Source organism: Foetidibacter luteolus (assembly GCF_009650435.1).
Classification (GTDB): Bacteria; Bacteroidota; Bacteroidia; order Chitinophagales; family Chitinophagaceae; genus Foetidibacter; species Foetidibacter luteolus.
The window spans coordinates 58,222-81,461 of record NZ_VVIP01000050.1; the positions used below are offsets into that span (position 1 = coordinate 58,222).

At 44.7% G+C, this 23,240-nt stretch carries 18 protein-coding genes and 3 pseudogenes; 14 read left to right on the top strand and 7 right to left on the bottom strand.

Annotated elements, in window-relative coordinates; translation table 11 throughout:
• Positions 1–212 precede the first annotated feature (212 nt).
• Complete coding sequence (locus F0364_RS16030) at positions 213–806, top strand: superoxide dismutase family protein (RefSeq protein WP_153798814.1); 594 nt, start codon at positions 213–215, stop codon at positions 804–806.
• Positions 807–905: 99 nt separating this feature from the next.
• Here F0364_RS16030 and bla read toward each other — a convergent pair.
• Positions 906–1,794, bottom strand: a pseudogene (gene bla, locus F0364_RS16035) (subclass B3 metallo-beta-lactamase).
• Between the two features lie 210 nt (positions 1,795–2,004).
• On the opposite strand from bla, the gene F0364_RS16040 reads away from it, so the two are divergent.
• From F0364_RS16040 to F0364_RS16055, 4 genes are all read left to right on the top strand, one after another.
• Positions 2,005–3,465, top strand: a complete 1,461-nt coding sequence (locus F0364_RS16040) for a TonB-dependent receptor (RefSeq protein WP_153798815.1) — start codon at positions 2,005–2,007, stop codon at positions 3,463–3,465.
• 517 nt (positions 3,466–3,982) lie between these two features.
• Positions 3,983–4,921: an alpha/beta hydrolase gene (locus F0364_RS16045; protein WP_153798816.1), complete on the top strand. Its 939-nt coding sequence runs from the start codon at positions 3,983–3,985 to the stop codon at positions 4,919–4,921.
• Between the two features lie 118 nt (positions 4,922–5,039).
• Positions 5,040–5,432 (top strand): ACT domain-containing protein, encoded by a 393-nt coding sequence (locus F0364_RS16050; RefSeq protein ID WP_153798817.1) that lies wholly within the window; start codon positions 5,040–5,042, stop codon positions 5,430–5,432.
• A gap of 216 nt (positions 5,433–5,648) precedes the next feature.
• Positions 5,649–6,713, top strand: coding sequence for a DUF2652 domain-containing protein (locus F0364_RS16055; RefSeq protein ID WP_153798818.1), 1,065 nt, complete (start codon positions 5,649–5,651; stop codon positions 6,711–6,713).
• Here F0364_RS16055 and F0364_RS16060 read toward each other — a convergent pair.
• Positions 6,708–7,604, bottom strand: a complete 897-nt coding sequence (locus F0364_RS16060) for a bestrophin family protein (protein WP_153798819.1) — start codon at positions 7,602–7,604, stop codon at positions 6,708–6,710. The genes F0364_RS16055 and F0364_RS16060 overlap by 6 nt on opposite strands.
• 272 nt (positions 7,605–7,876) lie before the next feature.
• On the opposite strand from F0364_RS16060, the gene F0364_RS16065 reads away from it, so the two are divergent.
• Complete coding sequence (locus tag F0364_RS16065; RefSeq protein ID WP_153798820.1) at positions 7,877–8,755, top strand: MerR family transcriptional regulator; 879 nt, start codon at positions 7,877–7,879, stop codon at positions 8,753–8,755.
• A 2-nt stretch (positions 8,756–8,757) separates the two neighbouring features.
• Here the strand turns inward: F0364_RS16065 and F0364_RS16070 are convergent, their stop codons facing one another.
• Complete coding sequence (locus F0364_RS16070) at positions 8,758–9,477, bottom strand: head GIN domain-containing protein (protein ID WP_153798821.1); 720 nt, start codon at positions 9,475–9,477, stop codon at positions 8,758–8,760.
• Positions 9,478–10,114: 637 nt separating this feature from the next.
• Between F0364_RS16070 and guaA the strand changes: the two genes are divergently transcribed.
• Positions 10,115–11,650 (top strand): glutamine-hydrolyzing GMP synthase, encoded by a 1,536-nt coding sequence (gene guaA / locus F0364_RS16075; RefSeq protein WP_153798822.1) that lies wholly within the window; start codon positions 10,115–10,117, stop codon positions 11,648–11,650.
• Between the two features lie 25 nt (positions 11,651–11,675).
• Complete coding sequence (locus F0364_RS16080; protein ID WP_153798823.1) at positions 11,676–12,857, top strand: ABC transporter substrate-binding protein; 1,182 nt, start codon at positions 11,676–11,678, stop codon at positions 12,855–12,857.
• A gap of 7 nt (positions 12,858–12,864) precedes the next feature.
• Here F0364_RS16080 and F0364_RS16085 read toward each other — a convergent pair whose 3' ends face one another.
• Together F0364_RS16085 and F0364_RS16090 are read right to left on the bottom strand one after the other, a co-directional pair.
• Positions 12,865–13,440 carry an RNA polymerase sigma-70 factor gene (locus F0364_RS16085; protein WP_207632714.1) on the bottom strand — a complete coding sequence of 192 codons (576 nt, stop codon included), beginning with the start codon at positions 13,438–13,440 and terminating at the stop codon, positions 12,865–12,867.
• A 104-nt stretch (positions 13,441–13,544) separates the two neighbouring features.
• A complete protein-coding gene (locus F0364_RS16090) occupies positions 13,545–14,126 on the bottom strand; it encodes a hypothetical protein (RefSeq protein ID WP_153798825.1) in 582 nt (193 codons plus the stop codon).
• Between the two features lie 408 nt (positions 14,127–14,534).
• Between F0364_RS16090 and F0364_RS16095 the strand changes: the two genes are divergently transcribed.
• On the top strand, positions 14,535–14,876 hold the full coding sequence (locus F0364_RS16095; RefSeq protein WP_153798826.1) for an ArsR/SmtB family transcription factor: 342 nt from the start codon (positions 14,535–14,537) through the stop codon (positions 14,874–14,876).
• 67 nt (positions 14,877–14,943) lie between these two features.
• Positions 14,944–15,359 (top strand): annotated as a pseudogene (locus F0364_RS29235) (SRPBCC family protein).
• Between the two features lie 275 nt (positions 15,360–15,634).
• Here the strand turns inward: F0364_RS29235 and F0364_RS16105 are convergent.
• Complete coding sequence (locus F0364_RS16105) at positions 15,635–18,337, bottom strand: family 78 glycoside hydrolase catalytic domain (protein ID WP_153798827.1); 2,703 nt, start codon at positions 18,335–18,337, stop codon at positions 15,635–15,637.
• Between the two features lie 438 nt (positions 18,338–18,775).
• Between F0364_RS16105 and pepT the strand changes: the two genes are divergently transcribed.
• Positions 18,776–20,020, top strand: a complete 1,245-nt coding sequence (pepT, locus tag F0364_RS16110) for a peptidase T (protein WP_153798828.1) — start codon at positions 18,776–18,778, stop codon at positions 20,018–20,020.
• 10 nt (positions 20,021–20,030) lie between these two features.
• Here the strand turns inward: pepT and F0364_RS16115 are convergent, their stop codons facing one another.
• Complete coding sequence (locus F0364_RS16115) at positions 20,031–21,125, bottom strand: sensor histidine kinase (RefSeq protein ID WP_153798829.1); 1,095 nt, start codon at positions 21,123–21,125, stop codon at positions 20,031–20,033.
• Positions 21,126–21,497: 372 nt separating this feature from the next.
• Between F0364_RS16115 and F0364_RS29240 the strand changes: the two are divergent.
• The 3 genes and pseudogenes from F0364_RS29240 (at position 21,498) to F0364_RS16135 (ending at position 23,228) form a co-directional block, all read left to right on the top strand.
• Positions 21,498–22,175: pseudogene (locus F0364_RS29240) on the top strand (DNA alkylation repair protein).
• Between the two features lie 57 nt (positions 22,176–22,232).
• Entirely contained in the window at positions 22,233–22,535 is a 303-nt protein-coding gene (locus F0364_RS16130; protein WP_153798832.1) for a hypothetical protein, read from the top strand.
• 264 nt (positions 22,536–22,799) lie between these two features.
• Positions 22,800–23,228 (top strand): helix-turn-helix domain-containing protein, encoded by a 429-nt coding sequence (locus tag F0364_RS16135; RefSeq protein WP_153798833.1) that lies wholly within the window; start codon positions 22,800–22,802, stop codon positions 23,226–23,228.
• The last annotated feature ends 12 nt before the right edge of the window (positions 23,229–23,240 follow it).

The window sequence follows — 23,240 nt, forward strand, 5'->3', positions numbered from 1 at the left end:
CAAGGGGTAGAAATATCGAACAAGGAACAAGGAATTTTGAATGACGAACGAAAAGCCAAACTTGCGGTTCACGATTAACTCACGAAATGAATATCGAACAAGGAATGATGAATTGAATCACCCACTCACCACTCACCACTCACCACTCACCCGCTCAAAGGCTGGTAAGGTATTTGTACTGCTAAGAATATTCATTAAACAAACTTATATACATGAAACATTTGCAAATGAAACACCTGTTACTTGGCTCGATGGCCGCTTTTTGTTTTGCCATAATCTCTTGCGGCGGACCAGCCGAAAATGAAAACAGTGCCGAAGCTGATACCTCAACCATGCCCATGGATGCTCCGGCCGCGGCTGCAACCCATGCAGAGGCAACCATAACCGGTACCAAAACCGATACTACGGTGGATGGTAAAATAACTTTCGACACCGATAACGGCAAAGTGAAAATGGCGCTAAACCTTACTGTGCCCAAACTGGCCAACAAAAGTGTAGCGGTTCATATACATGAACACCCTGACTGTGGAGACAATGGCAACGCGTCTCACGGTCACTGGAACCCCACTCATTCACCACACGGCAAATGGGGCTCAGACAGTTTTCACCTGGGCGACATCGGCAATGTAAAACTGGATGCGGAAGGCAAAGGAACGCTGGAAATGTCAACAGATTTATGGACACTGGGCACAGACAGCAGCAGTGTATTGAACAGGGCTATTATTGTACACAGTGGTGTTGATGATTACAAAACACAGCCTACCGGTAACGCCGGCTCAAGAATTGGCTGCAGTGTTATTAAATAGTGGAAATACTAATCGTCTGTCAGCCTGAGCCTGTCGAAGGCCTGTAAAACAATAAAGCCTGCATTAAGTGCGGGCTTTATTGTTTTTGTTACAGCTTATTTATTGTGCCGGTTGCTCTTTCAATTTCTCCTCGTATTGTTCCTGCAGGTCTTTAAGGGCTTCATCATAACCCTCCCGGTCATCAAATACAGATGGGTTATACTTATCGCCGGGCTGGTGTTTTTCGTGCAGGTTAAACTGGCTGGCATGAGAAGCCAGCCACAGGTTAAAAGAAATGCCCTTCATAGCCTTTAACGTGTATGCGTGCGTAATCTTCAGCTATGCCGGGGTAGGAAGTTACCTCCGCAAACGGTCTTTCTGTAATAATGCTGGGCATATTGGCAATAAGCACCTTGTATGCCTGCTGTTCATCGTTTACGGTAAACAAATAGCTGCAGGAGCCTTTGGTATGGCCCGGGTGGTGCAGTATAACCAACTTCATGTTATCAAGCGCTATTGTATCACCATCTCGCAGCAAACGGGCTGGCTGCACAGGCTCAAAAGCGCTTGCATCGCCACCCATCTCGTAGTCTGATTTACCGCCATCCCGCAATACATCCGCATCTTTTTCATCCACCATCATTTCCGCGCCGGTCATTTTTTTAATAGCCGCCATAGCACCCAGGTGGTCAAAATGGGCCTGTGTGGTCAACAGTATTTTTGTATCGGCCAGCCTGAACCCGAGTTGCTCAATGCTGCTTTTAATTTGTGCCGCCGAACTGGCCACCCCGGTATTGATAAGTATATTGCCCTTTGCCGTAACAATAAGGTAGCAGGCAAGGTCGTAGGTGCCTACATAATACAGGTTGCCCGCAATTCTGAATGGCGGGTATGGCTTTAACCATTCCTGTTTTGTAACCTTGGGTTCCCGCACCTGCTGGGCAATTGCCGGTGCTGTTATAAGCAGAACAAGCGTACACAAAATACTGGTTATCGAAGTTTTAAGCATAACAGGAAAATAAATTGTACGCTCAAATATATTGGCTTGTTGTGTAATGCTTGCAATGGGTAAGTTATTTTATGACAACCGGCAGCATGGGCTGATGATTTTTGCGCAAACGATTGTTAACACACCGAAGGGCAACAAGGCACAAAAAAGGTTATCTTTAGCACTCTTTTTTTTATGAGCATAGCAGTTATCATTTAAAAGACTACGTGCATGACACCACCCCAGAGCAGTAACATTGGAACCAAACAAAAAGCGCTGGAAATTAATCTGAACCCAAGAATCTACGGCACTTTCGCTGAAATTGGCGCCGGCCAGGATGTGGCAGCCAATTTTTTTAAGGCTGGCGGGGCTTCAGGTACTATCGCGAAGACCATGTCTGCCTACGACATGATTTTTTCCGACGCCATTTACGGTGCGGAACAAAAGCGGCGTTATGTAAGCGAACACCGGCTTATAACCATGCTGGACAGGGAGTATGGCCTGCTGATTGAACGCCTGGCAGAGCAGCGTGGCGAAACTTCTACCTTTTTCGCTTTTGCCAATACGGTTGCCGCGCTTAATTACCACAAAACCAATGTGGGGCATGGATGGCTGGGCGTACGCTTTCAACTGCAGCCCGGCGGCGGCTACAATGATGTTGCCCTGCACGTAAAGCTGCTGGATAACGATAACAACCTGCAACAGCAGGCTGTTGGCATTTTGGGTGTTAACCTTATATACGCCTGTTTTAAATATTACGAAACCCCTACCCTGTTCCTGCTCTCGCTGATGGATGACTTGTCCAAAGACCGTTTGCAAATAGACATGATACGTTTTGAAGGCCCCGATTTTACCAAAGTGGATAACCGCCTGATGAGCCTGCACCTGGTAAAGTATGGCTTTTCCGACGCTGCCGTTTTTGGACCGGACGGCAAAAACCAGCAACCATCGGAAGTGCTGTACAAAAAACACATCGTGGTAGTGCGTGGCCGTTTTCGCCCCGTGACCAACGTGCACATGGATATGCTTGAAACCGGCATGAAACAGTTTTTGGAAGAACCGGATGTTGACCCTGCTAATGTAGTGGTGCTTACGGAGCTTACACTGCAGGCCTTAAAGGAAAGAAATGCGGCTTTGGATGCGGATATTGATGAAAAGGATTTTCTTGACAGGGTGGATATCCTGTGCTCACTGGGGCAAACAGTAATGATTTCCAATTTTCACGAGTATTATAAACTAGTAGCCTATCTCTCTACCATCACCAAGTTAAAGCTGGGCGTGGTATTGGGCTACCCCAACCTGGAATATATTTTCTCCGAAGACCATTATGCCAACCTGCCGGGCGGAATCCTGGAATCCTTTGCCACCCTGTTCAGCCGCAAGGTAAAGCTGTTCATTTACCCCACCCTGCGGGATGGTGTTTTACAAAATTGCCAGCGCTTTCAGCTACCGCCCCACCTGATTGACCTGTACCGTTACCTTATTGCCAACGATAAAATAGAAGATGTGCTTGATTACAAGCGCAACAACCTGAACATGCAGACGGACAAAGTGCTGGAACTGATTAAACAAGGCGCCGGCGACTGGGAAGAACTTGTACCTGCCGAAGTAGCCGCTATTATAAAAGAGCGCTGCCTGTTCGGCTACCCCTGCGAGGTAAAACCTGTTAATGAAAATACGGCTGCTGGTTAAGGCGCCGTTCCCACTGTGCTTTTTGCTACGCAAAAAATTTTTCTTTATGGGCCCGGCAGAAGAATAAGCATTAGGCTTTACTTGCGTCGCACTCTTGTACGCTCTGTTCGCTATGCAGCTTTGCCCGCAGAATAGAGAATGGGAAGATGCATTTTTGTATTAATACAATACTTCATCATAAAATTACAAAAGTGGTTATCGCAAAAAGGAATGTAAAAAAGCATATTCAGGCCCTGAGTGTTCCCGCGGAACACTTTGTGGGTAGCAGCAGGCGATATCATTTTTCCCTGCGTTCCGGAGGAACGCTTTGTGCTTACCTCTCGTGTGAATTGCACAAAATGTTCCTCTGGAACATAAGAGAGAAGAAATGGTTGTTCTACCCACAACATGTTCGTCCGGAACATAACAACTCCTGCACTTGTTAATGAATTACCCTATACAAATAACACCGAGAAGTCACGCAACCACAAGTTGACAGATTGATGAATAAAATTACCCTCATTAAAATTTTAATAAAATGCGGAAATGGAGAAGACGTATCATTTGGGCACTGGTTTCTATTTTCATTTTAATGAACGTGATTGCGATTTTCCATTCGTATAAATTTACCCACTTTACAAATAGTAAAACAGAAAAAACAAAAGACCCAAAAGCCCTCACGACAGGGCAAAAGATAAAAACACTATTTTTTGGAGTAAGTAACCCAAGGCCTGAGAATAAGGATACCCCAACAGCCGAATATCAAACAATCAAACTGAATAGCAACAGGGTACTTGAAGCCTGGCATATAAAGACAGCAAACCCAAAAGGTACAGTTATCCTGTTTCATGGTTTTAGCGGTGAAAAATCTTCCATGCTCGATAAATCTGAAGTTTTTCAAACGCTTGGGTATAACACTTTTCTCGTTGATTTTATGGGCTCTGGCGGCTCAGAAGGCAACCAGACAACAATTGGCTTTATGGAAGCCACGCAGGTAAAAACCTGTTTTGATTACCTGTCTGAAACCGGAGAGAAAAACATTTACCTCTTTGGCACTTCAATGGGTGCGGTAGCAATAATGAAGTCAATTAACGACTACGGAATTAAACCAAAAGGTATAATTATTGAATGCCCGTTTGGCTCAATGTATCAAACCGTTTGTGCAAGGTTTAAAACAATGAATGCACCAACTTTTCCCATGGCAGGGTTATTGGTTTTCTGGGGAGGGTTGCAGAATGGTTTTTGGGCATTTGGACATAACCCGGTTAACTATGCAAAGAAAATTAACTGTCCCACTCTCCTGCTGTATGGTGCAAAAGATGAAAAAGTAAGCAAACAGGAAACAGATGACATTTTCAATAATTTGACCGGAAAGAAAAAACTGAAAATATACCAGGAAGCAGGACATGAAAATTATTTGATAAAATATAAACACGAGTGGACACAGGATATTCAGCAATTCTTGACGGGAAATTAGGGCTACATAGATCGTTGCTGCGAATCTTAAAAATTTTAAGCCGTTGTAACTTACAACAACAAGACCTTCACTGCAACATAGTACAGAAGCCTTCATTTATTCTAAGAAAATCTAAACAATGACAGGGGAATCAAACTTAAGCATCCTGTTAAAAACAATGAAACCCAAACTGAACGAGGGCGATTTTGTTTTTTGCAGCATACAAGATTTACAACTGGTTGACATAAAAGACACCATATTGGTGTTTAGAGAGGATGAAGGTTTTACTGTCATCATAAAACAAGAAATAGCGGATAAACTGCAACTCACATATTCATTCATTGCTTCCTGGATTACGCTTACGGTGCATTCTTCCCTGGAAGCTGTGGGGTTGACCGCTACATTTTCTGCAGCACTTTCAGAAGGCGGGATAAGCTGCAATGTAGTTGCAGCCTTTTATCATGACCATATTTTTGTAGATAAAAAGGATGCGGATAAAGCCATGGAAATTTTAAACCGGCTTTCAGCTTAGCCTATTGGGGAAAGAATGCTAAAGCCTCCATCCTGCATAGTCTACGCTTCGGTAAAAGCTGCATAGCGAACCCAACAGCACAAGAGTGCGACGCAAGTAAAGCCTCATAATAGTTCCCGCTGCCGGGCCCATAAAAATTCTTAGGCAAAGGCCGCAGGCCGCCCATACCAATGCCTGCAGTAGTTATATCTAACCTTGCTACCTTTACCACAAAAAATGGAAAACAAGGGGCTGATTTTTATTCCTGACATTAGCGGGTTTACCCGTTTTGTAAATGAAACGGAGATAGACCACAGCCGCCTTATTATACAGGAACTGCTGGAAATACTGATTAACGCTAACGAAACCGGGCTGCAGGTTTCGGAAATTGAGGGCGACGCCATTTTGTTTTACCGGTTTGGGGAACCGCCGCCGTTGGATGAAATGTACAGGCAGGTAGAGCGGATGTTCTGCGACTTTCACCAAAATCTTATAGCTTACGAAAACCGGCGCTATTGTCAATGCACGGCATGTAAGTCTGCCGTTAACCTGTCTTTAAAAGTAATTACCCATTATGGTGAGTTTACCGGCTACAACGTAAAGAATTTTAGTAAGCTTATTGGCAAAGACATTATTGTGGCGCACCAGCTTTTAAAAAATGATATAGACCAGCATGAATACTGGCTGGTTACCAAAAGCCTGCTGCAAAACAGTACCCCCGGAACATTTAAGGAATGGATGCAGTGGAGCGGCAGCGCCAAACAAACGGAGATTGGGGAAATACCTTTTCAGTACACGCAGTTGGGGCAGCTAAAAAAAGAAATACCGAGGGAACCGCCTTTTCCCCCGGAAACACTGGGCAAAACAAAAACACTGTCTTTTTCACGGGAGTATAATACAGATATTATCACACTGTTTCATGCCACCGGCGATTTTAACTACCGCCACCGCTGGCAGCATGGCGTAAAAAGTGTTGAGGAAGTAGGCCATTTTTTACCGCGTGTAGGCATGCGCTGCCGTTGTGTACTGGAAGATGGCGAAATGATGATACGGGCCGGCAGCTATAGTTACCGGGATGAGCAGATAACCTTTAACGAAACCGACGAAAAGACCAACCATACCACCCGCTTTACGCTGTACAAAACAGGACCTTTAACAACAAGGCTTACCCTTGACTATTATGTGCCCGGCAATTTGTTACAACGCCTCGGCTTTGCTGTTTCCGGCAAAAAGAAAACGGCTGAAATGTTCAAAAGGTCCATACAAAACCTGGAAACGCTGGTGAAAGAAATTAGGTTATAAAACATACTCGTTGTTAATGGGCTTTACGGGCTCGGGTATGGCCTGCTCATTCAGCATTTCCAGCAGGTTTATTTCTATGGTTCTTGTTATCTGGTTCAGGGGAATGGAAACAGCCGTATTCTCAAATGGGTTTACCAGGCTCATGCCATTTATTTGCGTGGATACAAATACAAAGCCCAGCAGCCAGCTTGCAAAAATGCTCCACACACCCAGCGTTTGCGCGGTAACCAGTGAAACAGCCACCACAAAAAGCCAGATAAAAAGCTTGGTTAAATAGCTGTAGGTAGTGGGAAAAACGGTGTTCTTTATCCGCTCACTCATGCCCATTTCATCTGAAAACTTTACCAGCAAAGCATCCATCTGCATAAACCTGAAGCCGTCTATGGCGCCGGCTTCCCGTAACTGGTGCAGGTACTTTGACTGAAGGTTAAGTATGGCGTTATGCTTGTTGGATTGGCGGCCTATTTCTTTAATGTCATCTTCTGTAAGGTATTTGGGGTAAGAAGAATCTTCAGTTTTGCGCAGAGCGCTTTTTAAGGCGTACAGGAAAGCTATATGGCGGTAAACCATTTGCTTTTTCATCTCTTCCATTTCGGGGGCGGGCACATAGTTAATTACAGATCTTGCCCAGGACCGTGAATCGTTTACGAGTGCGCCCCACACTTTGCGGGCTTCCCACCAGCGGTCGTAAGCCTGGTTGTTATTAAAGCCGATAAAAAATGCAATGGCAGTACCCAGCAGCGTAGGTACAATAACGGGCACTTCGATATGATACTTGATCAGGTTATCATGCATCAGGTAAACTACTGTACAGGTAACTACCATAATAATATCTACCTGCCAGGTGTTTTTGAGTATTCTTCCTAAACGAATGTTTTGTCCGGTGAGCATAGATTAGTTTTAACAGTACACAATCTATTGCATCAACCGCAAACAAACAAAGGATGTTGGTTGCAGGTGCGTGGCAGCTTGTTACTGCCTTATTGAAAGGTAAAACGTTGATAGTTCCGCAAAAAGATGGCGGCAAGACTGCCTACTCACTATTCTCTATTCCTGTCTGCCACGCACATGCCTTAATCACTTGGCATTTACATACCCACACCCAACAATTATAAATAACAAATACATCAAACCAGTAATTTTAGCATTTTAAATCGCTGCCTGTGGATCAGTTTAGCATTAAGGACATAGAAAACCTGAGCGGAATTAAAGCACACACGTTACGTATTTGGGAGCAACGTTATAACCTGGTTATACCCAGGAGAAAAGAGAGCAACCACCGCATTTACGACAATGAAGATTTAAAGCATATACTCCGCATTGCGTACCTGTATAATAACGGCACAAAGATTTCTAAAATAGCGGGCCTTAATAAAGAAGAGTTGAGACTGGCCATTCCTGTTATGGATAAGCCTGCCCACTTCCTGTCACAGCTTGTAGAAGCGGCGCTTGATTTTAACGAAGCAAAGTTTGAGGAAACGCTTAACGGCGTAATAAGTCAGTTAGGTATGGAACAGGCGATTGTAAAAGTAATTTACCCTTACCTGGAAAAGGTGGGCCTGCTATGGCTTTCAGACGCAGGCATACCCGCCCAGGAACATTTTGCCAGCTATCTTATACAGCGCAAGCTTATTTATGGCATTAATAAACTGCCAAAAGTTGCACCTGCATCTGCAGAACTGATACTCCTATACACACCCGAGGGCGAAATGCACGAAATACCGCTGCTCTTTATGCAGTACCTGCTTAAAAAGAATAACCGGGCCACCATTTATTGCGGCGCTAATGTTAACCTGGCCGCGCTGCAGGATATTACCGGCGCCAGGGCGGTAACGCATATTTACCTGCATGGCATAACCGGTTTTGTTAAACCTGGTGTACAACAATACATCAACAGCATTTGCAACCGCTTTAAAAAAATGCAGGTAATTGTAAGCGGGCCAATAAGTAAAGAGATAGCTTCTGTGCCAACTAACCTGGCATTGCTAACCTGTTTGGAAGATCAAATAAACTTTGCAAAAAAACTGGCTTTGCCCCGCTAAGGTTACCTTTTTTCTACCTTGCCGCTGCCCATAATGTTAGATTTTACGGTGGCGTTGCCTTTGTAATAAACATCGCCGCTGCCAACTACATCAACCTTCAATTCGTTATCAGCAAATATTTCAGCATTACCGCTGCCGGCTATGCTAACACTGGCTTTTTCAGCCATCAGTTTTTCTCCTTTAAAGTCGCCGCTGCCGGCAATATCAATATCCAGGCTGCGGGTTTCGCCGGTAATTTCCACGTCGCCGCTGCCGGCAATGTTAACGCTAACTGAGGGGGTGTTAACCTCCAGCGATACCTCACTGTTGCCAGCAAGGTCAATATCCAGTTTATCAGCGCCAGAGAATTTGCCCTTGCCATTTACGTCGCCACTGCCGGCAATATCCAGGTTGCGCAAAGTAGCAGTGGTAATTTCCACCTTAATGTCGTTATCAGAACGCAGGCTGTAGTCGTCCTTAACCTTTATAACCAGCCAGCCATTTTCATTTTTTGTTTCAACGTACTCCTGCAGGTTTTCATCGGCAATCACTTTAATGCCCGGGCCATCGCCGGGAATAAGGTCAATATTCATGGAGCCATGCAGTTTTATTTTATCGGCCGTACCAATGCTTCTTGTTTGTGTGGTATGCTGGCCGTTACCCTTAACAGAGCGTTTCGTAATAATATCGCAGGAAGAAAATAATAATGCAATAATGGCTGTACCCAGTAGTATTGGTTTCATTTGCAGAGTTTTATGCTTGCAAAAATTGGTAAAATTAAGTAAACGGTAAAGCCGTTTATAAATTAAAATTCCAGAAAGGGCTAAAGGCACTTAAACTGCATGGCATTGGTGTCTTAAGACAGCAAATTGCGTTAGGGGGTGCCCCCAAGCTATCGCAAGGGGTCGGGCTTTCCGCTCATACTCCGGCACAAGGCACTGCTGCAATAGCTTCACCGGGGTATCCGCTTCAATCCCTCACCCAAAGTGTAACACGCTGTTGTTTTTGCAGGCAGGTTCGTACCTAACAATTATAGCCCAACATCCCCTGCGCAACCGGCATTACCTTTCTGAAATAATAAATTTCTATTGTATCCTCAAGTTTAGCAAGGCCCGCTGATAGAAGATATATTGTGGAAGTTACAGTAGTAAAAAAGCTTAATCAGGGCGCAAGAAAGAAACGGGCTGTATATCGTTTCTTTCTTGACTTTTTTTACGCAACCTCCCATTCCGGTTGCCTTTTTTGTGTCAAGCCTGTCCCGGACTTGTTCCGGGGACAAAAAAGTAAACAGCGCCATTACCTTCTACCCTGCCACAATCGTTAAGCCTCCGGTACCAAAACGGCTTTCCATTTAACACCATTTACTATACCTTCGCAGCCATGACGGAAAAAATACTGATTCTTGATTTTGGCAGCCAGTACACCCAGCTTATAGCAAGGGCGGTACGCGAAGCCAATGTTTACTGCGAAATAATTCCCTACCATAAACCTGTCGTTGCCGACAACTCTCTGAAAGGCATCATTTTAAGTGGCTCTCCCTTCAGCGTTAACGAAGAAAATGCACCGGCAGTCAATATAGCCTCCTTTATAGAAACACTACCCGTACTGGGCGTTTGTTATGGCGCACAGCTTACCGCAAAAGAATTTGGCGGCCGTGTTGATAAATCCAACAAACGCGAATACGGCAGGGCCAAACTCCTGAAACAAAAAGACGATGTACTGCTGGAAAACGTTACCGACCATAGCCAGGTATGGATGAGCCACAGCGACTCCATTACCGTTTTGCCGGAAGGCTTTGAACTGCTTGCCACCACAGACAGCATACCCATTGCCGCGTTTAAAAAGAATGGCAACTCATCAAAGGCGTTGTATGGCCTGCAGTTTCACCCGGAAGTTTATCATTCTACAGAAGGGAAAAAAATCATCCATAATTTCCTGGTTAATATTTGCGGCTGCAGCCAGAACTGGACGCCAGCATCCTTCGTTAATGAAACCGTTGAACAGCTAAAACAGCAAATTGGCGATGCGCATGTTATTATGGCCCTAAGTGGCGGTGTTGACAGTACCGTTGCTGCAACACTCATCAGCAAAGCCATTGGCGGCAGGCTGCATGGCATTTTTGTAGATAACGGCGTATTGCGCAAGAACGAATTTGAATCAGTTTTGGCTACTTATAATAAACTGGGCCTTAATGTAACCGGTATAGATGCCAAACAACGTTTTTATACTGAGCTAAGCGGCAAAACAGACCCCGAAGCCAAACGTAAAATAATCGGCAAACTCTTCATTGATGTTTTTCAGGAAGAGGCCGCGAAAGTTGAAGGTGTAAAGTTCCTGGGGCAGGGCACCATTTACCCGGATGTAATTGAAAGCGTAAGCGTTCACGGCCCTTCTGTAACCATTAAAAGCCATCACAATGTAGGAGGCCTGCCCGAAAAAATGCACCTGCAACTGGTAGAGCCGTTGCGTTACCTGTTTAAAGATGAGGTGCGTAAAGTGGGGCTTGAGCTGGGCATACCGGAAGAGATGATTTTCCGGCACCCGTTTCCCGGCCCCGGTTTAGCTATACGCATTCTGGGCGAGATAACTGAAGAAAAAGTTAAACTGCTGCAGGAAGCAGACCATATTTATACGCAACAGTTAAAGCAATACGATTTATATACAAAGGTTTGGCAGGCAGGGGCTATATTGTTGCCTGTGAAAAGCGTAGGTGTTATGGGCGACGAAAGAACATACGAGTACACCGTTGCGCTTAGGGCCGTAACATCTGTAGATGGGATGACGGCAGACTGGGCACACCTGCCTTACGAATTCCTCGCCAATATTTCCAATGAAATCATTAATAACGTAAGGGGAATAAACCGTGTTGTGTATGATATCAGCAGTAAACCGCCCGCTACCATTGAATGGGAATAGGCATATAATTTGCACCACCGTGATTATGAAAAAAATCGCCCTTCACGCTGTTTTGTTTCATTGCTGCCTGCTGTTATTTTTTGTAAGCCGTGCCCAAACAGAAGCTATCCAGCCCAAACAAAAAGTAGCCGTACTTGCGCCGCTGTATTTAGACTCAGCCTTCGATGGCAGCAGCTATAAACTTTCCGGCAACAACATACCCAGGTATATACTGCCCGGCCTGGATTTTTACCATGGTATTATGGACGCTGTGGATTCCCTTAAACAGGATGATGCATCTGTTGATGTTTTTATTTATGATACCAAAAGAAAGGGCGGCGGCATTGCTGCTGTTTTGAAGGAAGTAAAGGCAGAAAACGCCGGGCTTATTATAGCCGCGTTTAACAATGCCGGCGAGCAAAAAATTGTTTCAGATTTTTCACTCAACGAAAACATACCGGTAATTTCCGCCACCTACCCCAACGATGCCAACCTTTCGGGCAACCCTTTCTTTGTAGTAGTTAACTCAACCATTAACACCCATGTTTCGGCTTTGTACAATTACCTGCAGCAAAACTATTCTAAAAGCAAAATTATTTACCTAACCAAACCCGGCGCTTTTGAAACCCGCATCAAAAACCAGTTTGCCAGCCTGAATAAAAAAATAAAACCGCTCAGCCTAAAAACAGTATCGCTAACGGATAATTTTGAACCCGGCTACCTGCTAAGCCTGCTGGACAGTACCCGGCAAAATGTAGTTGTCTGCGGGTCTCTCAGCGAATCGTTCGGGGTAAATATTGTAAGAACCATCAGTGCGGCAAAATCTTACAAGGCCACGGTTATCGGCGCCCCCACATGGGAAAGCCAGGAAGCTTTTGATAATCCTGATTGTTTTGGTGTAGAAATAGTATATAGCACGCCCTATAATTATTCCCGCAAAGACAAAATTGAAGCCGGCCTCATCAACGATTACAGGGCGCAGCATTTTGGCCGGCCCAGCGATATGTATTTCAAAGGCTTTGAGTGCATGTATCATTTTTCCAAACTGCTCGTAAAACACCGCACCAACCTGCTCAACAATATTTCCGAGCCTTCCTTTAAAGTAATGAACGAATTTTATTTTGAGCCGGTAAGGCTTACAGAGCAATCTTTTGCACCGGATTACCTGGAGAACAAAAAAATCTACTTTGTAAAAAAGCAGGATGGCGTTACCAAATCTGTTAACTGATGGTGCTTCAGCTTATTACCGCGGCCACTACAACAGCCATGGCTTCTTTCAAAAAAACGCGAAGGCGGTGCAGCGCAATGGTCAACTGGTTTTCTACCGTTTTGGGAGAGATGGAAAGTTTCTCGGCTATTTCTTTGTGAGACAGGTGTGCTTCCCTGCTTAGCCTGTAAACCTGCCGGCATTTTTCAGGTAAGCCGGCAATCACTTTTTCCACCTGCCTGTTCAGGTCTTTTTGCAGCATTGGTTCTTCCGCAGTTACAATGATTAGCCTTGGCGCCAGCTTATCCAGGGCAGCTTCCCTGCCGGCGCATTTTTTAATATGCGCAAATACCTGGTAACGTGTAGCGGCAAAAAGATATGCCTGCAGTGACTCCTGTATTTCCAGCCTCTCCCGCTTTGCCCACAATTGCAGGAATATTTCCTGTAACAGATCTTCACATACAGCCTTGTCTTTTAATACATTGTAGGCAGAAATAAAGAGAGGTTTCCAGTACTGCCTGTAGATAACCGTTAAAGCAGTTTCATCGCCGGCGGCCAGGCGTGCAAGCAAATCCTGTTCCTGATATAAGAAGTTTTCTCGCAAAGCAATCGGTTGAGTTACGCGACAATAAATATAAATGAAATTTGAGTTACAGCATAAATCTTTTGAAGACGGTTTGGGATTGTCTCTTTTTGCAGAGCCCTTCATCACTTAGGTTTTTTATACACAATTGTCAGCATTTCCGGAAGCGGGTCAATCTCTGTATTCAAGAGATAATAGTTTACAACTACTTCATGCTCGCTGGTTTGCTGCATTCTAAATTTCTTTACGTCCTCTTTCCCAAAACATGCCACCCCAACTTCATTTACTGCTGTATATTTCCGCTCGTATAAAAAATGCTTCACAAATAAATCAGGCAAATGGCAGGTTGCCATTATGCCTCTGTCAGTATTTTCCATACGATACTTTTCGTCTTCGTAAAATAATTGTTTGTCATAATCGTGAGTCACTTCAACAACCAAAATACCAGAGCAAGCCATAAATATCAGTGACACAACAAACAATGCTGTACGGAAATAGCTGCCAAAAACTTCTCTTCTGTCAAGCAGCCAAAAAATTACGCCGGTTAATGTCATCAGTAAGAACAATATGCTGGTTGAGCGGTACCCTCTCAAATAGTAATTATGTTCTGATGCCACCAATACAATAACATACAGAATAATCATGATGATGTGAATGCTCAAAAAAAACTTGAGCCAGCCAGGTTTTGGATGGTTGTTTTGTCCCAAAGCGGCACGTGTTATTAAAAACAGGGCTGGGCCGGATAACAATAGCAGTGCAAAGATTTCCATAACGTTCAGGTACGGAAAGGTAAAAAATTATCAGATTGCTTTAAGATGCGCCGCCCCATATTAACAGCAGTTACTTTTTGCTTAATCCAATACCGGTTATAGGATTAAGCAGAATGAGTGCAGTACTGTACCTGTGTTCCGGCGGAACACCTTGTGGGTAGAACATTGCAGGGTGCTACCAGCGTTCCAGAGGAACGCTTTGTGCTTATATCTGTGGGGTAAGCACAAATGTTCCCTTCGAGACAAATAGACCTTTTGTACTTATCCCTTTAATCCTCATTTTTCAACAAAAATTTGCGCAAGTAAATACTTGCATTTATATTCGCAAGCAAACACTTGCGCAAAATGGAGATAAGAAGAGATGTATTCCAGGCCATAGCCGACCCCACCAGGCGGCAGATAATAAGAATGATTGCCCACCAGCCGCTTAACCTTAACGCCATAGCCGAAAAATTTGATGTAACCCGCCAGGCGGTTTCGCTGCATGTAAAAATTCTTACAGAATGCGGTTTGCTGGTTATTAAACAGCAAGGCCGGGAAAGGATATGTGAAGCCAGGCTGGATAGCCTTAAAGAAGTGGCCACCTGGGTGGATGAATGCACAGCTTTCTGGAAAAGCAGGTTTGCGCAACTGGAAAAGCATTTGGATAACGAGAAAACAAAAACTAAAAACTATGATAACAGGTAACCAACCGGGAACAATAACTTCCGGGCAGGACGTTTTAATTACCCATGTGTTTGATGCACCGAGGGAAATGGTGTTTAGGGCGTGGACAGATGCCGAACAGTTAAAAAAATGGTTTGCGCCGGATGGCTGTACCATACAGTTTAAAAAAGCCGATATAAGGCAAGGCGGCAGCTACCACTCCTGCATCTACAACCCTGTGCACGGCGATTGCTGGTGCAAGGGCAGTTACCTGGAGGTGACTTTCCATCTAAAATTGTATTTACGATGGTAGTAACCGATGAGCATGAAAACGATATTGAACCTGAAGACGCTGGCCTGGCGCCGGAATGGCCTGTAATGACAACTGTAACCATCACCTTAACCGAAGTCAACGGCAAAACCAAACTGGTTCTTCACCAGACAGTAGCAGAAGCCCTGGCGAAGAAAACAGGCGCCCACCCAAGCTGGATTGAAATGCTGAACAGGCTTGACCGTATGCTGTAATCATGCTTACAAAAAGCCTGCGCTTGTTGCTTATCCGTACATTTAACCTAAAGGCCGGCATGCCGGCCTTTAGGTTAAATGTATTATTCAATTATCAGCTTATCTATCCTGCGGGCAAAGCCCAATAGTAATTCTGTCGTTTAATGGCTGCCGGATTGCAGCGGAAAGCCCGCAGCCACGAGGTACGAGTGGCGAGGACTTGCAGCGAAAAGCCGGAACTACAGCTATAACAAAGCTGCAAAAGCTGAAAGCCCCAAAAAATAGCAACTGCCCAATCAGTTAACCGTAAAACTGTACTTACCAGAGCCCACTTCTACCACCACATACTTGTCCTCTGTTCCCTTTACCGTTAGGCCTGCAACAGAAGACAGTTCCGCATTATTCTCTTTAACTGAACCGGCTGATGACGCCGGTATATAAACCGTAGCTTTTGTATTGGCAGGTATGGTAACATTTAAACTGAAACCTGCACCTGTGGTACTCCAGGCACTTGTTACCGGGCCATAGTAAGTTTGCAGGGTAGCCGTAACATGGGTAAGGCCGCCACCACTATGCGGTTTTATGCGTATGTGTTTGTAACCCGGGGCATCGTCGTAGGTATCAATACCGGCTACAACCCGGTACATCCAATCTCCTATGGCGCCGTAAGCATAGTGGTTAAAAGAGTTCATGCCCGGGGTTTGAAAAGTGCTGTCAGGCTTTTGCCCGTCCCACCGTTCCCAAATGGTGGTGGCGCCCATTTTAACGGGGTATAGCCAGGATGGATAGGTTTCCTGCATCAGCAGTTTAAACGCTACCTCATCATAGCCAAAACGGCTGAGCACATGGCACAAATAAGGTGCACCTATAAAACCGGTAGTAAGGTGGTTATCATAATCAGCCACATTTTGCGCCAGCTTGGCGGCTGCCTGTGGCCGCAGGTTTTCCGGCAGCATGTCAAAATTAAGCGCCAATGCATAGGCGGTTTGCGTGCCGGATATCAGCCTGCCCGATGGCGTCATGTATTCCCTGGCAAAAGCCTCTTTTATCTTTTGCAGCAATTGAGTGTAAGTATTTACATCTTCTGTTTTGCCCAGCACTTTAGCGGCATTGGCCAGCAGTTGGGTAGAGTGTGCATAAAAGCACTGCGCAATAAGGTATTTGTCTGTAACGGCAGAGCGGCCATCATTGTCGTCAAAAGGACGGTAAAACAGCCAGTCGCCAAAATGAAAGCCTTTATTCCACAAATCGTTGGTGCTGTTGTTTTGCATATAACCCACCCATGCCTTCATGCTTTCGTATTGGTTTTGCAGTATGGCGGTATCGGCATACGCCAGGTACATGTTCCAGGGAATAATGGTAGCGGCATCGGCCCAGCCGGCAGAGCCACCAGCGCCATCGCCAAGTACATTGGGCACCACAAAAGGTACGCTGCCCTGTTTGTTTTGGTCTGCGGCTACATCCTTAAGCCATTTGGCAAAAAAGTTGTTTACGTTACGGTTAAAAGAAGCGGTGCGTGAAAAAGCCTGCGCATCACCCGTCCAGCCCAGGCGTTCATCACGTTGCGGGCAGTCTGTAGGAACATCTAAAAAGTTACCGTTTTGCCCCCACTGAATATTGTGCTGCAACTGGTTAATAAGCTTGTTGGAAGTAGAGAAGGTACCGGCCGGTTTCATATCGCTGTACAAGGCCACCGCGGTAAAGTTTTCAGCCGCAGGTTCTGTTTTAAAACCCACTACTTTTATATACCTGAAACCCTGGAAAGTAAAATGCGGTTCAAAAGTTTCTTCACCGCCGCCCTTTAGTACATACACATTTTCCTGCTTGGCAGCACGCAGGTTTTCTGTGTAAAAATTGCCTTCTTTATCCAGCACTTCGGCATGGTATATTTTAATGGTATCCCCCGCTTTGCCGCTTATTTTAAGTTGTACAAAGCCCACCAGGTTTTGCCCAAAATCAATCACCTGTTCGCCTTTTGGTGTTTTGAAAATACTGATGGGCAAAAACGTTTCATGCTTTTTAACCGTTTCGTTGTAAGTAGCTACCAGTACATTTTTAGGATAGTCTTTTACCTTAACGCCTGTCCAGCCGGCGTCGTTAAAACCTGCCGTTGCCCAGCTATCTTTTGCTAGCCTTGCATCCTGCGTTTCCCCGTGGTAAATCTCCGAATACCTTACAGCGCCGGTAGAAGATTTCCAGCTTTCATCAGAAACAACGGATGCTGTTGAACCGTCCGCATAAACAATATCCAACTGCATTAAAAGGCCCAGTGTTTTACCGAACAGGTTAAAAGTGCCAGCCCATGCCAGGTTGCCGCGGTACCAGCCGCTGCCAAGGGCTACGCCAATGGCATTGGCGCCGGGCTTAAGCATTTCCGTAACATCGTAAGCCTGGTATTGCAGGCGTTTGTTATAACTCGTCCACCCTGGTGTAAGGTAGGCATCGCCTACACGCTGGCCGTTAATAAATGCTTCATATAAGCCATGAGATGTAATAAACGCGGTGGCAGACTTTATTTTTTTGCCGGCAGTAAACTGCTTGCGCAAATACGGGCTTGGCCGCATAACGCTGTCTTCCACATAACCCGCTTCTATCCACTGTGCCTTCCAGTCCGCAGGTTGCAGCAGCCCCATTTGCCAGCTTGCCTGCTCACTCCAGGCAGATGGTTTGTTATCGTTATCCCATACCCTTACCTGCCAGTTATAATGGCCGCCTGGTTGCAAAGCTGTACCCGCGTAGGTAACATGTACAGACTGCGCCGAGTTAACACGGCCGCTGTTCCAAACCGTTTTTTCTTTGGCATCGGTAACTTTTATTTCGTAAGCTGTTTGCGAAATGTTTCTTTTATCAGCAACCAGTTGCCAGCTAAAACGAGGCTGCAATACATCCAGCCCAACAGGATTGGCAAGATTTTCCACCAACAGGTTTTTTACAGCCACCTGTGCAAACGCAACAAAATATACAGAAGAAAAGGCAAGCAGGAATAAGCACTTTTTCATGATAGCAATCTTTGCAGTGAGTAGTAAAAAGCAATTTACGGCATCAAGATTAGTGAAACCTGAGATTGACACTGTACTGAACTGTGGGGTATATTTTGGGGACGGACTGCATTGCTGCTATGAGGCTTTGGTTGTGTCACTCACTTGTACGCCTTGTTCTCTATTCGCCATTGTGCACCAGGTTTCATGTGAGTAAAAGCCTGCCGCACAATGACGAATAGAACCTTATGCGCCCTTCGGGCACCTTCGCCTAAAGGAAAAGGAAAAAAAGATGAATAATATTCAGAACGTACAAGAGTGCGACGCAACGGAAGCCTCATGCTTGTTCCTGCTGCCGGGCCCATCATTATTTCCTTAAAACAGCGAAGCTGTTTTTTGACTTTTACGAATGACGCTGTACCCCCAAATGCCTTTACTTTGCCGCAGCAAATTATTACCATGCTTACAGGATATAACCACACCGTTACTGAACGGTTTATGCGCTATGTGCAGATTGATACGCAGAGCGACCCCGAATCCGGCACGGCGCCTACCACGCAAAAACAACACAACCTTTCGCAACTGCTGGCAGCGGAACTGCAAGCCATTGGGCTTACAGATGCACATGCCGATGAATTTGGATATGTATATGCCGGCATACCGGCCAACAGTACAAAAACGGTTGCTGTGATATGCTTTTGCAGTCATGTGGATACTGCGCCGGACTGCAGCGGCGCACATGTGAAACCCATTCTGCACAAGGATTACGACGGCAGCGATATTGTTTTGCCCGACGATGGCAGCCAGGTGATAAGTGTAAAGGATTATCCTTATTTGGCTACCCATATTGGCAGCGATATTATTACCGCCAGCGGGCTTACCCTGTTGGGTGCTGATGACAAAAGCGGGGTGGCCATAATTATGGACATGGCCAACTACCTGCTTACACACCCGGAAATAAAACATGGCCCCATAAAAATCTTATTTACGCCGGATGAAGAAGTGGGCAAGGGCACTGCCCATGTTGACCTTGAAAAACTGGCAGCGGATTTTGCTTACACGTTAGATGGCGGAGAGTCCGGAACTTTTGAAGACGAAACTTTTAGCGCAGATGCGGTAAGGTTAACTATTTACGGGGTAATTGCACACCCCGGCTACGGTAAAGACAAACTGGTGAACGCATTGAAAATTGCCGGAGAAATTTTGGCTGTGCTGCCGAAGGAACTAAGCCCTGAAACAACCAGTGGCAGGCAGGGTTTTATACACCCGGTTGGCATAAAAGGCATTGCGGAAGAAGCTACCGTTGATTTTATTATCAGGGATTTCGTTACCTCTAATCTTGAGCAGCATGAAAACCTGCTGAAATCAATTGTGGAGCAAGTGATGAAGCAATACCCCAAAACCAAATTTAATTTTACAGTAACTGAACAATACCGCAACATGAAGGAAGTGCTGGACCAGCACCCGCTGGTAGCGGCTTATGCCGAAGAAGCTTACAAAAGATCTGGCCTTACCGTAAGAAAAGAACCTATAAGGGGCGGCACAGATGGCAGCAGGCTTAGCTTTATGGGGTTGCCATGCCCCAATATATTTACCGGCATGCAGGCCATACACAGCAAACACGAATGGATTGGCGTAAGAGACATGGAGCAGGCAGTGGAAACACTGGTGCACCTGGTACAGGTGTGGGAAGAAAAGTCCTAACAGTCAGGGTTTAGGCATATTGACGCTCTTCCACCTGGCCATAAAAAAAAGGGCTGTATTCTGTTTTTAGCGTAATAGAAAAAACTGAGCCTTTGTTTGGCCCATCACTTTTGGCTGTTATGGCGCCATGATGTTTTTCCACTACTTTTTTGGTAAGGAACAAGCCAAGTCCATTTGATTTTTCACCCTGCGTACCCGCACGGCCGGCGGCGCATTTGGTAAACAATTGCTCTTTTATTTCGTGGTTAAACCCAATGCCGCTGTCAATTACGTTAATGGTAATCATGCCCTCCGCGATAAACTCACTTTCCACCAATATTGAGCTGTTGTTAAAGGAGAATTTTATAGCGTTGGTAAGCAGGTTGTTAAATGCCTGCGCCATTAATTCCGGCTGCATTTTTACAATGTAATCAGCATCTACCCTGTTGATAATATTGATATTCTTTTCCCGGGCGGCGGTTTTTACCCGCTTGATTACATCGTCCAGCATTTCTTTTATGTATACCTGCTTGAGGTCACGTTCAGTAAGGGCGAATTTGTCATTCTTGTACATGAAGATGATATCGGACAGAAAGTTTAACTGGTGGGTGGCCAGCATACGTATAAGGCCCGCATATTCCTCACGCTGTTCAGGATCTTCTTCCATCTGAACAATATCGGCCAGTACCGCTATCTGCTCAATCGGCGAACGCATGTCGTGGGAAAGTAAGGCGAGCAAGTCTTTCTTTTCTTTAATCATGGTGTCCATATTAACAATAGCCTTGTTTACCATTTTTAAAAGGTCACCCATTTCGTCTTCGTACTTTACCGTTTCATCAGGAACTTTTTTATCGGTTATATACTGGGATATGGTTGTGTGGATTTTCTTGATGGGCTCCGTTAACTGTTCAATAACAAAAATGGTTAAGATGGTTGCCATCAATGTAACAAACAGCAGCAGGAAAAAAATGCTGAATATGCCGAAATCGGCAATATCCCGGGCTATAAGAGATACAAATAAGATAAGTGGTAAATCAACACAAACGAAAACGATAAAAAGGAACTTTGCTGCATAGCTTTTTTTTAGAAAGCCTATGTTGCACAACACCTGGTAGATGTTCCTCATAGAATATTGTTTGACAAAATTTTATAAATTAAACTAAACAATGCACATTCAGGTAACACAATGAATAGAATAGCTTAGTTGGTCTTCAGTGGGTGATAATTACGCAGATAAGGTAGCGGTAATCATAATTTTTACTATCTATTTACCTGTCTACCGTTTTTACAAAGATGAAGGTAATACTAAAATTTACAAGGCAACATTAAAAAACAGGGGAACTTTCTAACAGTTTATATCCAAATTACGTTTCCATGCATTTTTAATGCTGTTATATTTCATGTTTAAAATTCCGTTATACTTTGTATCCACATTATCAATAAATTTTCAAACCAACCATTTTCTTCTTTTATATACCTTAAGATTACAAATATTGCCATGCACAACTTTATCATTCCGTTATCCCGCCTTTTGCAGGAACATGCTGATGCAGACCGTGCCGTTGGGGCCAAAGCTTACATGCTAAACCAGTTTGAGATGTTTGGCATACCTGCCAAACCCCGGCGGGAGCTTTGTAAAGCGTATATAAAACAAAACCCGTTGAATAGCTTAAAAGAAGTTGAAACAATTGTAAAACAACTGTGGCAACTTAATGAAAGGGAATATCAATATTGCGCCATAGAGCTTTACACTTATTATAAAAAATACTGGCAGCGTTCTTCTGTTAAACTGATGGAGTACTGCATTACCCATAAAAGCTGGTAGGACACTGTTGATAGTATTGCCAGCGAATGGCTGGGAGCTTATTTTAAGCTCTTCGCCGGAGAAACAGAAGCGGTTACCGGTAAATGGAACCAAAGCGATAACATGTGGCTGCAGCGCAGCAGCATTATGTTTCAAAAAGCGTACAAAAAAGATACGGATACGGCATTGCTTTCCCGGTATATACTTAACCTTAAAGACTCAAAGGAATTCTTCATTCAGAAAGCTATTGGGTGGGCCTTGCGGGAATACGCCAAAACAAATGCCGGCTGGGTACAGAAGTTTGTAAAACAAAACCAACTACCGGCGCTAAGCGAAAGGGAAGCGTTGAAAAGAATCAACCACGGCGGATGAATACGATTACAATACCGATTTGTATATTTGGGTTACCCGATTGCAAAACCATACTGCATGAAAAATACACTGCTTATTTTTACCGCCACAATACTGCTGGCAGCCTGTAACCGCAGCGCCGGCAACAGGGATGATGTAGAAAAAATCCTGAAACGTACCATGCAACATTACCTGTACGAAAAAATAAATTTCGATTCCTCCAAAGCTAAATATGATGTACAGGATGTAACCTTTTTTGAAGACAATGATTTTTACGAATGCGAGTTTAAGGTGCGCATGCAATCCGCCGGGTCTGATACTACCGGCTACATGAATGCCAGGGTATTAAAAGATATGAAAACCGTGATGCGCCGATCCTGACGATGATGCCTGCCATGCGGGAAAAGCTGCATAGCGAACCCAGCCGTACAAGTGTTCTCCCGGAACCTCAGCTTTTTTATTGGGACAATTCATTTTAATGACGGGCAGTTTTTTCCGTTGGTTTCAGAAGAGGGATGGGAGAGTTTAATAAAGTTATTTTTGGCGGCTTTTTTGATCGGATTAAGTTGCAATAGGTTTCAGTATCCTATAACACGAATCCCGGCAATTTTTTTCAATACTTTGCCGCCATAAATAATTTTAGTTATGGCAACACAATCATACCATGGTAACCTGCCGGAAATTGATTTACAGTTATTAAACATCAACCCGGCAGATGCCACTTCCTGCAAACTGCTGATGCTGATAGAAGGCGTATACGGTATTGGCGTGAAGCGCAGCATTGAAAAATACGGCTATACCGAGCAGCGCTACTACCAGTTGCTCAAAGCATTCCGGCAATCCGGCAGCCAGGCGCTTTTGGATAAAAAACCCGGCCCCCGCCAAAATTCCCGCAGAACAGAACAAATAGTACAGCAGATTATCCGGCTGCGCTTTTTGGACCCCGATGCCCCTGCTGCCGTCATCATGCAGAAACTAAGGCAGCAAAACCATGTTATCAGTTTACTCAGCGTGGAACGCACCATACAGGAATACGGCCTTCAAAAAAAAACTTTACCAGTTAAATCCCGATAAACAATGCAGGGA